Source organism: Micromonospora yasonensis (genome assembly GCF_026013475.1).
Classification (GTDB): Bacteria; Actinomycetota; Actinomycetes; order Mycobacteriales; family Micromonosporaceae; genus Micromonospora; species Micromonospora yasonensis.
Window position 1 is genome coordinate 1 of record NZ_JAPDPH010000194.1, and the last position, 13,148, is coordinate 13,148.

Below are 13,148 nucleotides of genomic sequence, written 5' to 3' on the forward strand. Positions count from 1 at the left end.
GGATCAGCTCCTCGAAGACGTAACCCATCTGGTGGTTGGAGACCACGTCCGGGTGCAGGTCGATGTCGGCGAACTTAGCGACCACCTGGTACAGCAGCCCGGCCTCGGCGAGCCGGCTGATCTGGGTGTCGAAGCCGTACTTGTCGAGCACGTCGACCGCGCCCGGCGAGAAGCCGCCGATGTAGGCGCGCAGGTTGAGCGCGACGTGGTCCTGGTCGCCGAGGAGCTTGCGGAAGGACATCTCGCTGGTGTTGTAGAACGACAGCCCGGCGGTCTTGCGCAGCACCGGGTCCATGTTCTGCACGCCCATGTCCTTGAGCTGCTGGTGCCGGGCGAGCACCGCGTCCTTCGTCGGTTCGAGCACGCAGTCGAGGCGGCGCAGCACGGTCAGCGGGAGGATCACCCGGCCGTACTCGGACTGCTTGTAGTCGCCGCGCAGCAGGTCGGCCACCGACCAGATGAAGTTCGCCAGCTCGTGGTGCTTGGTGCTCACCAGATTCCTTTCGATTGCCTTAAGTCAAGCAGTATGACCGTTGCCCCGCTTTGTTGTAGTCCCCCCTCGGCGGGGATGATCAAACGAACGTCAGCGGGGCGTTGCTGACGGAGGATTCATACTCCGCTAGGCTCCGGTGTATGAGTCGGCGTGTGACGATCTCCGTCCCGGATGACGTGGCCGAGCAGCTGGACGCACTGCCCGCCCGCCAGGTTTCCGCGTACGTCACCGAGGCGCTGCGCCGGCGTCGGATATCCGACGACATGCGGGCCGCATTGCAGGCTGCGGGCCACGGCGAGTTCCCGTACGACCCGATCGGTGCCGCGCAGCGGCTGGCCGCGCACCAGGTCACGCCGGAGGCTCGCGAGGCGGCCATCGCCCGAGTGGCGGAGCTGCTGGGCCGCCCGGCCGACGAGCTGCGGGCGCAGCTGGACCGGCGATCGGCGGCGTGAGCCGGCCGTACTGGGTGCTCGACACCGGCGCGCTGCTGGCGTACGTGCACGGGGTGCCGGCGGTCGGCGAGGCGCTGGTCGAGGTGGCCGATGCCGAGGGCACGGTGGCGGTGCCGCTGGCCTGCCTGCTCGAGGCGTACAGCCTGCTGGACCCGGGCGAACACGAGCTGCTGCGGATGCTGCGCCGCAACCCCGCGGTACGTACCGTGCTGCCCGCGCTGGACCTCGACAACGATGACGAGGCGCCAACCATCGGCAGCATGGCCCGGCACACCGGCCGGCTCGGCGCGGGTCACGCCGCCTGGGTGGCGCTGGCCAACCAGGCAGGCGTCATCACCTCCCGGCCCGACCAGATTCGGGTCGTGCTCGGCGTGGGCTGGGAGGTCCTGGAGGTCTGACCTCACCGTGACTCCCCGTCAGGGCGGACCGCGCCGCGGGCCAACCCGTCGGCAGTGAGCTGCACCAGCTCCGCGCCCAGCGACGCCGCCTGCCGCATCGCCGACTCGAACGCGTCCAACCGCCGGAACGCCTCCCCATGTGCCCGCTGCTCGTCGAGCGACAGGCGCCGCACCTGCGCCCGCCGGATGTCGAACCTCAGCGTCCCGGACAGGCTTGACGCCTGCTTCTCGTTCGCCGACGTCCGCAGCTGCCCGGCAAGAAACCACGAGTCCAGCGCTGAAGGGTTGGGCCGCAGCAGGTAGAGATTGCGCCCCAACAGCGCCCCCTCAGACGTCACAACCCGGGCGGTGAGCTGCCGCGCGATCATCGGCACCACCACGTCCCCCACCGCTAGCCGGATCTCCTGGCCGAGCCGGCCGTCGTCCCGGCCGGAGGGGCCTTCACCGCTGAGCACGTCCTGCACGCTCAATACTGACGGCCCGCCCTCTGCCGGCTCGCCACCCTCAGGTGACGCGGCGCGGATCGGGCCGATCAGTTGCAGCGCGCCAGCCCGGGCCAACTCCCCGACGGAAAGGAACTGGCCGTCCGGCCCCTCGGGTGCGGGCGTGACCTGCGGCATCAGCGCCGGCAGGTCGCCGACGATGGCGGCCAGGCGCTCTCTGGTGCGTACCAGATGCTCTCCGGTGGCCTTGCCCTCGACGACGGGTTGCCGGCGCGCGGGCGTGAGGTCGACCTCCTCGTCGAGCAGTTCGATCACCGGAACCGCGCGGGCGAAGCCGGCCTCCTCGACCTCAGCGTCGGGGGCGGCGGTGAAGGCCCTCCACGCGGCGAGGATTCGCGGGCCGGTCTCGGCCAGGTCGCCGCCGGCGGCGTCGACCAGCAGCGTCCGCGCCGGTGGTGGCGCGTCGGGCGCAGGCCGCCGCAGCACCCACAGGTGCAGCGGTACGCCGTGTGGCGCGGCCACCCCGGGCGGGAGCGCGATGACGGCGCGCAGGGCGCCGCGGCGCAGCAGTTCTGCGCGGATCCGTCGGCCGGCGCGCCGGCTGGCGACGGTAGGCGGCATCAGCAGTACGGCGTGTCCGCCGGCCCGGAGGTGGGCCAGGGCGTGCTGGGCCCAGGCCAGCTCCGGTTCGGTACGCGGCGTGGTGCCGACGATCCAGCGTGGGTCGTGGCCGAGCTCCTCGTCGCCCCAGTTGGCGGTGCCGAAGGGCGGGTGGCAGACGACGGCGTCGAAGGTGCGGCCGACGAACGCGTCGGCGCGCAGCGAATCGCCGGTGCTCACCTCCCCTGGTACGTCGCGCAGGGCCAGCCACAGTCCGGCGAGCCGGGCGAGGTCCTCGTCGAGTTCCTGCCCGTACGCGGAGGTGCAGCCGGCGCGGATGGCGGCCCGCAGGGTGGCGCCGGAGCCGGCCGCTGGGTCGAGGACGGAGCCGGCGCCGACGCCGGCGAGTCCGGCCATGAGGTCGGCGAGGTCGTCGGGGGTGGCGAAGGGGCGGCCCGGGCCGGGGGCGGAGAACCGTTGCCACAGCGCGTCGAAGGTGCCCTGGGGGCCCAGCTCGTCGGCGAGCGCGTCGATGTCGGGGAGCAGGGGCTTGAGGTTCGGGTCGGCCGGGCGGGGGGCGCGTTGCCCGCGTTGCCGGGCCAGCAGTAGGGCGCCGACAGCGGCTAGGCCGGCGGCCGGGGATTCGCTGGCCGCCGCGAGGCGCCTCCAGAGCCGGTCGGCGGTGGCCAGCTCGGGGAGTTTGCCCTGGGCGCGGAGCCACTGCTCGACCTGGGTCAGGTCGAATTCGGGGCTGGCCGGGGTGCCGCCCACCGGGGCTGGGAAATCGGCGTGCCGTTTGCGCCAGTTGCTGACTGCGGCCCGACCGACACCGGCGAGCCGGGCGATCTCCGCTGCGGTGATGGTCGGTGTCTCCTGCACGTTCGGAGTGTGTCATGCCCGTCAAGCGTGCTCGCTGTTGACGTCGTTCACAGACGATTTTCCTCTTGACCCTGCATCGCGTTCATGCTCTCATTGACGCCGCAACGTTCACAGCAGGAGGAAAACGATGCGCAAGGTCACCACTCTCGCTCTGCTCGCCACCGGTCTCGTCGCGCTGGGCTGTGGCGCCGGCTCCACCGACGACACCACCACCAGCAAGGCCGACGCCGACAGCGCGAAGGGCGACGACAAGCCGAAGACCGCGAAGATCGGCCAGCCGGCCCGGGACGGCAAGTTCGAGTTCACCGTCAAGTCGTCCAAGTGCGGCGTCAGCAAGATCGGCACCGACCTGATCGGCGCCAAGGCGCAGGGCCAGTTCTGCCTGGTCACGCTCAACGTCAAGAACATCGGCAAGGAGTCGCAGATGTTCGACGGCAGCAGCCAGAAGGCGTACGCCGCCAACGGCACCGAGTACTCCGCCGACAGCGGGGCCGCCATCTACGCCAACAAGAACGCCGAGACTTTCCTGAACGGCATCAACCCCGGCAACCAGGTCACCGGCGTGGTCGTCTTCGACATCCCCAAGAACGTCAAGCTCGCCAAGCTCGAACTGCACGACTCGCCGTTCTCCGGCGGCGTGACGGTCTCCCTCACCTGATCCACCGCTCGATCCGGGGCGGGCGCCACCGCCCGCCCCGCCCTTCCCCGCCACTGAAGCCTGTTCGCCGAGGAGACCGCCATGACCGACCCGACCAACCCGGTGCCGCCTGATCAGCCCACCCAGCAGGCAGACGTACCGCCGCAGCCGGCGCCGTTCCCGCCCGGTGGGGCCGTGCCCCCACCCGCCGCCCAGTTCCAGGACGCCACGCTCGCCGGGCCGCCCGTTCCGCCCGTTCCGGGCAAGCGCTCCAACGCTCGCGCCTGGATCGTCGGTGGCATCGCCCTCGTCGTCGTCCTGTGCTGCGGCGGCGCTGTGATCGGCGCATTCAATGGCGACGGTAACCAGGACCCGAAGTCCGTTGCCGCCGCGTCGGCCAGCCCGAGCAGTGCCGCGCCCACCACCACCGCGCCGACGACGGCCGCCCCGACGACCGCCGCGCCGACCTCGGCCGCCCCTGCCACGACGGAACCGGCACCCACCACCGCGCCGCCCACCCCGAAGCCGAAGGTGATCAAGGGGCGCGGTGACGATGTGGTGCGGATCCGGGAGCTGTCCGAGCTGTCCGTCGTGAAGTTCACCTGCAAGTGCACGAGCAACACGGTGCTGAAGAGCGACGGGGACGGCCTGCTGGTCAACGAGATCGGTTCGTACAGCGGCAAGCACTGGATCAACCTGGAAGACGACTCGCTGACCACGCAGTTCGAGATCGAGGCGTCCGGATCCTGGACGCTGACGATCGGCACCGTCGACCAGCTGGCCACGAAGGCGCTGACGGGGAAGGCCGCGGGCAAGGGCGACGACGTGGTGGTGCTGGGTGGCGACGCTGCCGCCGCCAAGATCACCCACCGGCGGGGCGACTCCAACTTCGTCGTCTACGCCTACTCCCTGGAGAGCGGCGAGGGTGGCCTGCTGGTGAACGAAATCGGCGCCTACTCCGGCGTCCGTCCGCTGTCGGCACCCGCTCTCGTCCAGATCACCGCCGATGGCTACTGGACCATCGCGCCCGCCTGATCCCTCGACGACCTCAGCACCACAGCGTCGCTGTGGCTGGCCTGGCGGCCACAGCGACACCCAGCCCCCTTCGACGGTAACGAGATATCAGGAGGCGCCCTGCGTCCCGATGAGTTCCTCCGCGCCCTGGACCTGCTCCCCACTCCCTTGAACAACCGCGCCTTCGCCCTGCGCACCTACGTCAAGCCCCGCCGCTGCGAAAGCTGCCAGGCGGCCGGCGACGCGGTCCGGCTGGCGCTGACCGCCGCCCAATACGACGAGCTCGGCGACGCGGCGCAGCTGATCGACACCGCCGAGCAGCTCGCCGCCGGGCATCAGCTTGCCTGCCGGCCGGCGCACCATCCGGGCCGCGGCCAGGTCCGCCGCTGGGCGGGGACGTCCGGGCCGTTGATCGCCGCGACCGACGCGAGCTGGAAGGGTCGCGCTGGCGGCATCGGGTACATCGCCAGCGACGGCCGCTACGGCCTGCGCAGCCGGCGTCCCGGTCGCGTCGACCCGACCGGCTGCTCGCGGGTGCTGGTCAGCGAGCTGCGGGCGGTCGAGTTCCTGCTCACCGCGTACGACAGGCCGCCGGTCGGCATGACGGTGCTGGTGGACAGCCGGCCGGCGCTGAACTACCTGCACCGCTGGCAGGGCGGCGAGTCCGGGGCGATGCCCGCCGGCTACGACCTGCGGCCCCGGCACAACGGAATGAAGCCCACCCTGGTCCGGCTCGCCGAGCTTGCCGGCGCTCGCCCGGATCTGGCGTTCGCGCACGTCAAGGCGCACGCCCACCACGCCCTGAACGAGGCCGCCGACAGCCTGGCGCACATGGCGCGCCGCCGCGTCGACGAGTCGTTCGACGCGCAGGCCAGGGCGCACGACCTGGTCGAGGCGTTCCTGCACGACTGGCACGTTGCACCGGCGGCGTGACCGCCGATTCATTGACAAACGGCAACTTCGCACCGTGGCCGCGTCACCACCTTCAGCGAACCAGCACGAGCCAGGACAGCACGGTCCTCGCCACACCCACATCAGCACTCGTCGGAGGTCCCCCGATGAACCGCACCGAACCGCTGGTCGAGCTGATCTTCGACCGACTCGCCACCGACCGCGTACCCGACGACACCGCCGAGGTGGTCCTCGCCGCGCTCAGCGGCGAGGACGACCTGGACGCGGCGCTCGCCGGCGCGCCGACCACGCTGGAGCCGCAGCGCGCTGCGGTGGACGAGCCGCGGGAGCGGATCTGGCTCTCGTCGGTCACCGTCGCCGGGTTCCGTGGCGTCGGCCCGGAGCGCACCCTCGCCATCGAGCCCGGTCCGGGGCTGACCGTGGTGGTGGGCCGCAACGGCTCCGGCAAGTCCAGCTTCGCCGAGGCCGTGGAGCTGACCCTGACCGGGGACAGCGCCCGCTGGGCCGACCGCAACAGCGTGTGGCGTACCGGGTGGCGCAACCTGCACGCCGGCGACCCGTGCCGGATCGCCGTCGAGCTGCGGGTCGACGGGGTCGCCACCCCCACCCGGGTGGTCCGCTCCTGGCCGGCTGGCGCGGAGCTGGGCGACGCCGAGGTGACCGTCACCAGCGCACACGGCAACCACAAGGATCTCGCCGAGCTGGGGCTGGCCCGACCGCTGGAGCTGTACCGGCCGTTCCTCACCGCCGCCGAGCTGGGAAGGCTAACCGCCGGCACGCAGAGCCAACTGTTCGACGCGATCTCCGCGATCCTCGGCCTGGAGGCGATCACTGACGCCGACCGCCGGCTGATGGCCGCCACGCGCCCGATCGACGCCGCCATCAAGGAGGTACGCGGACAGCGCGCCACCCTGGCCGACACCCTCGCCGGGATCGACGACGACCGGGCCCGGCGGACCGCCACGCTGCTGCGCGGCCGGGGCGCGGCCGACCTGGCGGCGCTGGCCGCGATCCTCGACGAACCGGAGGAGCCGACCGCCGATCAGGCCGTGCTGCTGTGCCGGCGGCTGGTGGCGATGCAGCTGCCCGACGCCGACGAGGTGACCCGGCTCGCCGGGCAGCTGCGGGAGGCCGCCACCGAGGCGCGCCGGCAGGACGGCGGCCGGTCGCGGGCGTCGCTGCGCAGCGCCGAGCTGCTCCGGCTGGCCATCGAGCACCACGACGACCAGGGCGACGGGCCCTGCCCGGTCTGCGCGACGGGCCGCCTCGACGGAGGGTGGCGGACGAGCGCAGCCGCGTCCCTGACGGAACTGCGCGACCGTACCCTGGCCGCCCAGGCCGCCGCCGCCCGACTGACCGCGTTGCTGCAGCGGGCGCACTACCTGATCGAGGACCTGGACGTGCCCGACGGCGACGCCGCCGGGGTGCCGGTCGACGACCTGCACGCGGCTGCGGCGGCGCTGCGGCAGGCACCGGGCGGGCCGGAGGAGCTGGCCGACCACCTGGCCGTCCGGTACCCGGCGGTGCTCGCGGCGGCGCAGGCCGCGCAGGCGTACGCGAAGGATCTGCTCGGCCAGCGCGACACCGGCTGGCAGGCGGCGGCCGGCCAGCTGCGGGCCTGGATCGTGGCGGCCGGGACGCTGCCGGAGCGGGAACGTGCCCTCGCCCGGGTGAAGGCCGCGCGGGCGTGGCTGAAGGCGACCGGGGCGGAGCTGCGCAACCAGCGGGTGGCGCCGTTCGCGGAGCACTCGCAGCGGATCTGGGCGCAGCTGCGCCAGGAGAGCAACGTCGAGCTCGGCGCGATGACTCTGGCGGGCGCGAACACCCGGCGGCGGGTGGTGATCCCGGTCAGCGTGGACGGCGCGGACAACGGCACCGCACTCGGGGTGATGAGCCAGGGCGAGATGCACGCCCTCGGGTTGGCGACGTTCCTGCCGCGCGGCTGCGCGCCGGAGAGCCCGTTCCGGTTCATCGTGGTCGACGACCCGGTGCAGAGCATGGACCCGGCCAAGGTGGACGGGCTGGCGCGGGTGCTCGCCGAGCTGGCCGAGCAACGGCAGGTGGTGGTCTTCACCCACGACACCCGGCTGCCCGACGCCCTTGCCCGGCTCGACCTCGGGCAGTCCCGCATTGTGGAGGTGACCCGTGCCGAGCGGTCGGTGGTGGCCCTGCGGGCCGGCTCCGACCCGGTCACCCGTTACCTGGACGACGCGTACGCGCTGGCCCGCACCGAGGAGGTCGCCGCCGAGGTGCGCGGGCCGGTGGTCGCGGAGCTGTGCCGCTCGGCGATCGAGGCGGCCTGCCACCGGATCGTGTGGCGGCGGCAAGTGGGACGGGGTGTACCACACGACGCGATCGAGGCAGCCATCGTGGCCGCATCCCGCCGGCTGACCACCACCGTCGCGCTGGCGCTGTTCGACGACGCCGACCGGGGCGGTGACGTGCTCGGGTACCTCAGCCGCCGGCACGGGTCCCGGGCGGTGGACGCGTACAAGGCGTGCAAGGACGGGGTGCACGGGGCGTACCTGTTCGACCTGCCCGGCCTGGTCGCGGACGCCCGCCACCTCGCGGAGGCGCTGCGGGGTCACGTCGCTGCCGTGCCCGCGCCCCGGGACGGTACGGAGGTCCGGTCGTGACCGCGCCGCCGCCCCAGCGCTGCCTGGCGGCAGCCGACCAGATGCTGCGCGGCGCCGGCGACCTCGGCGCGGTCGCGGTCACCGCCGGCTGGTGGCCGCGGGCGTGCGCCTGCCTCATCCGACTCGCGCTCGAAGGCGGCATCGACACCTACTGGCGACGGACCCGACCGGTGGTGGCCGCGTGCCGGCAGGGCCGGGCGAAGCAGCTGATGCTGCGCGGCCGGCTCGGACCCGGCCCGGCCGTCGCCCGGCGGATCGCCTACACCTGGGCGGCCCTGTCGGCCGCCGCCCACCACCACTGCTACGAGCTGGCGCCGACGGCCGCCGAGCTGCGTCGCCTGCACACCGAGGTGAGCGCCCTGCTCACCCACCTCGACCGAAGAACGGAAACCGAACGATGACCTACCCACACGGGCCGGATCGCACGCGCCCGCAGCCGGCGCTTCCCGCCGTCGCGGGTCCGTACCCGCCGGTGTCCGCCGTGCCGCAGCCGTATCCGCCGTTATCCGCGCCTCCCGGCGCTTATCCCCCGGGCCCGGTCATGCCCTATCAGGCCGGCTACCCGCAGGCTCCGCAGCGGGTCACCGTGCAGCCGTCGCTGACGTCCGGCACGGCGACCGCGTCGCTGGTGCTCGGGATCCTCGGCGTGCTCGGCGGCTGGTGCCTGTTCGGCCTGCCCTGCATCCTGGCCGTCATTCTCGGCCACCTCGCCATGCGGGAAACCCGGGACGGCACCCGGTCGGGGCACGGCATGGCGGTCGCCGGTCTCGTCCTCGGCTACGTCTTCGTCGGCCCGATGATCCTCTTCACCGTCATGGTGTTCTTCGGCAGCGTCTTGAGCGCGGCCACCCCGACGCCCTGACCGGGCGGAACAGGTACGACAGCGGGCCACCCGGCAACAGGCGCCGTCAAGGTCGCCGGAAGGACAGGGCGCATGTCCCAGAAGAATCGCCTCCACTCCGTACCCGATCCGTCCCTTGAGCTCTCGCGCAGGAACGATGGCTTCGTCGTCACTGCCCGCTGGCGCGCCCATGCCGGGTCGTCCACCATCACCGGGCCGGATGAGGTCGTCATCCGTGTCGCCGACGACGCGGCGCCTGAGGTCCGAACCCGCAGCATCACCTCGGCGGTCCTGCACCGGATGGGCCGGCAGGTCGATGACATCGTGGCCGAGTTCCACGACATGCCGAGCGTCGGCGCGTACCAGGTGATGGTGCACCGCTACATCGAGGGGCGCCTCGCCGACCTCGCCCAGGCCCGGGGTGCGACCGCGGACGGTTTCGAGTCCGATCTCCTCAACGTCTTCGAGGACCTCATCGATCGCGGGCACGCTGACCCGCTAGCGGCACTCGCCACAGCGACGGGCAGGTCGCGTGCGGATCTCGACGACCTGCTCGACGTCGCCGGCCAGCTGACGGCCTGCTGCTGGCGGACCAGTACGCGGGTGATGTCGGCCAACGCGGTGACGTTCGAGGTGAGCGCGGTCCGGTTCTGCCGGACGAAGGTGGTGACCTCGGCCAGCGCGGTGGCGAGGTTGCGCAGCGCGGCGGCCAGCTCCTCCTTCTCCCCCGCGAGCTGCTCGGCGACGTCGGCGAGCAGCTGCTGGAAGCGGCGTACCTGCTGGTCGCTCTCGGCCAGGGTGGTGGTGAAGCGTTGCAGGTTGGTGACCGTGCCGAACAGGTCACCGCGTCCGGTGGAGAGGGTGGTCAGCGCGCGGGAGAGCCCGTCGAGGGTGTCGTGCAGGTTCTGGCCGTTGCCCTCGAGGTTGGCTCGCCCGGTGGTGACCAGGTCGGACAGCGCGCCGTCGGCGTTGGCGCCCTGCGGGCCGAGGGTCTTGTTGAACTCGTCGAGCGCCTGGTAGATGTCGTCGATCTCCATCGGCGCGGCGGTCCGGGCGACCGGGATCTCGGCGCCGTCGGGAAGGTCGGCTCCGCCGGTGACGGCCGGGGTGAGCTGCACGTACCGGTCGCTGACCACGCTGGGCGGGACGATCAGCGCCTGGGCGTCGGCGGGCACCCGCAGGGTGGGGTCGTAGCGCATCTCGACCCGGACGACGCGGCCCTGCGGGGTGATCTTCTCGACCTCGCCGACGCGGACGCCGAGCACCCGGACATCCGAGCCCGGGTAGACGCCGACCGCCCGGGTGAAGTACGCGACGACCCGCCGTTGCGGTGTCTCGTGCCGCCACACCACGGCACCGGCGGCGACGGCGGTGAGCAGCACGGTGGCGGCGGCGAGGGGACGTCGCCAGCGCTGGATCCGACCGGGCATCAGCGTCCTCCCGGGGCCGGCAGGTAGGGCTGGAGCAGACCGTGGACATAGGAGTCGAACCAGCGGCCGTTGCCGACCACGTTGGCGAAGGCGGTGACGAACGGTCCCATCCGCCGGATGGTCTGCTCCAGGTTGTCGCGGTTTCGTTGCAGCACGGCGACCACGTCGCGCAGCTTGCGCAGCGCCGGTTCGAGCTGGGTACGGTTGTCCGCGACCAGCCCGGACAGTTGGGTGGCCAGCTGGTCGGTGCCGACGAGCAGTTGGTGGATGGCGTCGCGGCGGCGGCTGACCTCGGCGAGCAGCTTCTCCCCGTCGGTGACCAGTCTGCGGAACTCCTCGTCGCGGTCGGCGAGCACGCCGGTGACCGTGCGGGCCCGGGCGAGCAGGGTACGCAGTTCGGCGTCGCGGCTGGCGACGGTGCGGGACAGCCGGGACAGTCCGGTCAGTGAGGTGGCGACGCTGGGCGGGGTGTCGGCGAAGGTCTGCGACAGGGTGGTGAACGCCTGGGCGAGCTGGTCGGTGTCCACCTTGTCGAGGGTGTCGGCGAGCCCGGTGACGGCCTGCACCACGTCGAACGGGGCGGCGGTGCGCGCCAGCGGGATCAGCGCGTGCTCGGGCAGCTTCCCGGGACCGGCCGGAGACAGCGCGAGGAACTTCTGGCCGAGCACGGTCTTGATCCGGATGGTGGCGCCGGTGTCCCGGCCGAGGCGTACGCCGTCGTCGTCGACCCGGAACCGGACCCGCACGTACGGGTGGGGGCCGCGGGCGAGGTCGACGGCGGTGACCACACCGACCCGGACCCCGGCCACCCGGACCTCGTTTCCGGTGGCCAGGCCGCTGGCGTCGTGGAACGCCGCCTGGTACGAGCGGCCGGTGAGCGCGGCGATCCGGTCGAGCTGGAAGGCGCCGAGCAGCGCGGCGACGATGACGGCCAGGCCGACCGCGCCGACGACGACGGGATTGCGTTCGCGGAAGGGTTTCACTGGCTGCCTCCGGTGGCGCAGCGGGCGGCGGTGGCGCTGACGCTCGGCGTGGTCAGCGGCGCCTGGCCGGCGACGGCGACCCGGCCGTCGAAGTCGCAGAGGTAGAAGTTGAACCAGGACCCGTAGGAGGCGACCCGGGTCAGCTGCTCGTAGCGCTGCGGCAGCCGGCCCAGGGTGGAGTCGATGACGGCCGAGTTGCGGTCCAGGGTGCCGGCCAGGTCGCCGAGGGCCCGGACGTCGGCGGCCAGCGGCGGCCGGGTCTGGCGCAGCAGACCGGCGGTGGTGTCGGTCAGCTCGCCGAGGTTCACCAGGGCGTCGCCGATGGCGGTGCGGTCGGCGGAGAGCCCGGAGACAAACTGTTGGAGCTGGGTGACGCTCTGGTCGAGGTCCCTGTCGTGCGCGGCCAGGGTGCCGAGGACCTGGTTGAGGTTGGTGACGACCCGACCGATCACCGCGTCCCGGTCGGCGAGGGTGGTGGTCAGCGTGGCGGTGCGGCGCAGCAGGCTGGCGACGGTGCCGCCCTCGCCCTGCAGGACCTGGATGATCTCGTACGCGAGCTTGTTGACGTCGTCGGGGTTGAGCGCGGTGAACAGCGGCCGGAAGCCGTTGAACAGCACGGTCAGGTCCAGCGCCGGCTTGGTCCGGGTGAGCGGGATGAGCCCGTCGGCGGGCAGTGGGCGGCGGTCACCGGGTCCCTCGGTCAGCGCCAGGTAACGCTGGCCGACCAGGTTGCGGTAGCGGACGGCGGCGCGGACGCCGGTGGCGACCGGGACGTCGCGGTCCACGGTGAAGCTCACCTCGGCGACGGTGTCGTCGACGACGGCGATGTCGCTGACCTTGCCGACGCGGACCCCGGCGATGCGCACGTCGTCGCCGGGGAGCAGCCCGGTGACGTCGGTGAACCGGGCGCGGTAGGTGACCCCGTCGGGCGGGAACGCGCCGAGGGTCTGGGCGAGCAGCCCGGTGGCCAGCAGCGTGACGGCGGCGAACACCACCAGCTTGACCAGTGCGGAGGTCGTCTTGCCGGTCATCGGGCGTTCACCACCGCTCCACGCAGCAGCGGCCCCCACAGCAGCACCGCGATGTCCGGGACCTCGGCCGGCTGTCGGCATCGGTCATCTGTCGTTCTCTCCCCCACCCCTGTGTCCCGCCCCTTGTCCCGGCCCTGTCCGGGACCGCCACCGGAACGTGTCCCGGACACGGGACAGCCTTGTTCACACCAGGCACTTGTTCAAGAGTGGACCTCGCCAACAGCACACGGCCGCAGCGGTCTTGATCTTCAACGGGGGGATGATCAAGACCGCTGCGGCCGACGAAGACGGGTAAGCGCGACGAACCGGCGGCCGTGGCGGATCAGAAGGCGGATCAGAAGACCGACTCGGCCTCGTCCATCCGGTCCACCGGCACGGTCTTGAGCTCGGTGACCGCGT

Annotated in this window: 13 protein-coding genes; 8 read left to right on the forward strand and 5 right to left on the reverse strand. The window is 72.4% G+C overall.

Annotated elements, in window-relative coordinates:
* Positions 1 to 493 (reverse strand): type I restriction-modification system subunit M N-terminal domain-containing protein (locus ONA70_RS28275; protein WP_265009530.1); only part of this gene is annotated, 493 nt, incomplete at its 3' end.
* A 140-nt stretch (positions 494 to 633) separates the two neighbouring features.
* Here ONA70_RS28275 and ONA70_RS28280 point away from each other — a divergent pair.
* On the forward strand, positions 634 to 945 hold the full coding sequence (locus tag ONA70_RS28280; RefSeq protein ID WP_265009531.1) for a hypothetical protein: 312 nt from the start codon (positions 634 to 636) through the stop codon (positions 943 to 945).
* Entirely contained in the window at positions 942 to 1,343 is a 402-nt protein-coding gene (locus tag ONA70_RS28285) for a hypothetical protein (RefSeq protein WP_265009532.1), read from the forward strand. Before ONA70_RS28280 ends, ONA70_RS28285 begins: the two co-directional genes overlap by 4 nt.
* Positions 1,344 to 1,345: 2 nt before the next feature.
* Here the strand turns inward: ONA70_RS28285 and ONA70_RS28290 are convergent, their stop codons facing one another.
* Entirely contained in the window at positions 1,346 to 3,265 is a 1,920-nt protein-coding gene (locus ONA70_RS28290; RefSeq protein ID WP_265009533.1) for an N-6 DNA methylase, read from the reverse strand.
* Between the two features lie 127 nt (positions 3,266 to 3,392).
* Between ONA70_RS28290 and ONA70_RS28295 the strand changes: the two genes are divergently transcribed.
* The 6 genes from ONA70_RS28295 (at position 3,393) to ONA70_RS28320 (ending at position 9,326) form a co-directional block, all read left to right on the forward strand.
* On the forward strand, positions 3,393 to 3,923 hold the full coding sequence (locus ONA70_RS28295) for a DUF4352 domain-containing protein (protein WP_265009534.1): 531 nt from the start codon (positions 3,393 to 3,395) through the stop codon (positions 3,921 to 3,923).
* A gap of 81 nt (positions 3,924 to 4,004) precedes the next feature.
* Entirely contained in the window at positions 4,005 to 4,937 is a 933-nt protein-coding gene (locus tag ONA70_RS28300) for a hypothetical protein (RefSeq protein ID WP_265009535.1), read from the forward strand.
* Positions 4,938 to 5,084: 147 nt separating this feature from the next.
* The gene (locus ONA70_RS28305; RefSeq protein WP_265009536.1) at positions 5,085 to 5,849 is read left to right on the forward strand and encodes an RNase H family protein; all 765 of its coding nucleotides are present in this window, start codon (positions 5,085 to 5,087) and stop codon (positions 5,847 to 5,849) included.
* A gap of 125 nt (positions 5,850 to 5,974) precedes the next feature.
* Positions 5,975 to 8,464, forward strand: a complete 2,490-nt coding sequence (locus ONA70_RS28310; RefSeq protein WP_265009537.1) for an AAA family ATPase — start codon at positions 5,975 to 5,977, stop codon at positions 8,462 to 8,464.
* On the forward strand, positions 8,461 to 8,865 hold the full coding sequence (locus ONA70_RS28315; RefSeq protein ID WP_265009538.1) for a hypothetical protein: 405 nt from the start codon (positions 8,461 to 8,463) through the stop codon (positions 8,863 to 8,865). Before ONA70_RS28310 ends, ONA70_RS28315 begins: the two co-directional genes overlap by 4 nt.
* A 140-nt stretch (positions 8,866 to 9,005) precedes the next feature.
* A complete protein-coding gene (locus tag ONA70_RS28320) occupies positions 9,006 to 9,326 on the forward strand; it encodes a DUF4190 domain-containing protein (protein WP_265009539.1) in 321 nt (106 codons plus the stop codon).
* 359 nt (positions 9,327 to 9,685) lie between these two features.
* Here the strand turns inward: ONA70_RS28320 and ONA70_RS28325 are convergent, their stop codons facing one another.
* From ONA70_RS28325 to ONA70_RS28335, 3 genes are read right to left on the reverse strand one after another with little or no spacing between them, the layout of a single operon-like run.
* The gene (locus ONA70_RS28325) at positions 9,686 to 10,735 is read right to left on the reverse strand and encodes an MCE family protein (protein ID WP_265009540.1); all 1,050 of its coding nucleotides are present in this window, start codon (positions 10,733 to 10,735) and stop codon (positions 9,686 to 9,688) included.
* Positions 10,735 to 11,718 carry an MCE family protein gene (locus tag ONA70_RS28330; RefSeq protein ID WP_265009541.1) on the reverse strand — a complete coding sequence of 328 codons (984 nt, stop codon included), beginning with the start codon at positions 11,716 to 11,718 and terminating at the stop codon, positions 10,735 to 10,737. The genes ONA70_RS28325 and ONA70_RS28330 overlap by 1 nt, the downstream gene beginning before the upstream one ends.
* Positions 11,715 to 12,749 (reverse strand): MCE family protein, encoded by a 1,035-nt coding sequence (locus tag ONA70_RS28335; RefSeq protein ID WP_265009542.1) that lies wholly within the window; start codon positions 12,747 to 12,749, stop codon positions 11,715 to 11,717. The genes ONA70_RS28330 and ONA70_RS28335 overlap by 4 nt, the downstream gene beginning before the upstream one ends.
* Between the last annotated feature and the right edge of the window lie 399 nt (positions 12,750 to 13,148).

Coding starts and splice junctions, on each gene's coding strand:
- ONA70_RS28280 (WP_265009531.1), top strand. CDS start 634: ATGAGTCGGCGTGTGACGATCTCCGTCCCGGATGACGTGGCCGAGCAG.
- ONA70_RS28295 (WP_265009534.1), top strand. CDS start 3,393: ATGCGCAAGGTCACCACTCTCGCTCTGCTCGCCACCGGTCTCGTCGCG.
- ONA70_RS28300 (WP_265009535.1), top strand. CDS start 4,005: ATGACCGACCCGACCAACCCGGTGCCGCCTGATCAGCCCACCCAGCAG.
- ONA70_RS28310 (WP_265009537.1), top strand. CDS start 5,975: ATGAACCGCACCGAACCGCTGGTCGAGCTGATCTTCGACCGACTCGCC.
- ONA70_RS28320 (WP_265009539.1), top strand. CDS start 9,006: ATGCCCTATCAGGCCGGCTACCCGCAGGCTCCGCAGCGGGTCACCGTG.
- ONA70_RS28325 (WP_265009540.1), bottom strand. CDS start 10,735: ATGCCCGGTCGGATCCAGCGCTGGCGACGTCCCCTCGCCGCCGCCACC.
- ONA70_RS28335 (WP_265009542.1), bottom strand. CDS start 12,749: ATGACCGGCAAGACGACCTCCGCACTGGTCAAGCTGGTGGTGTTCGCC.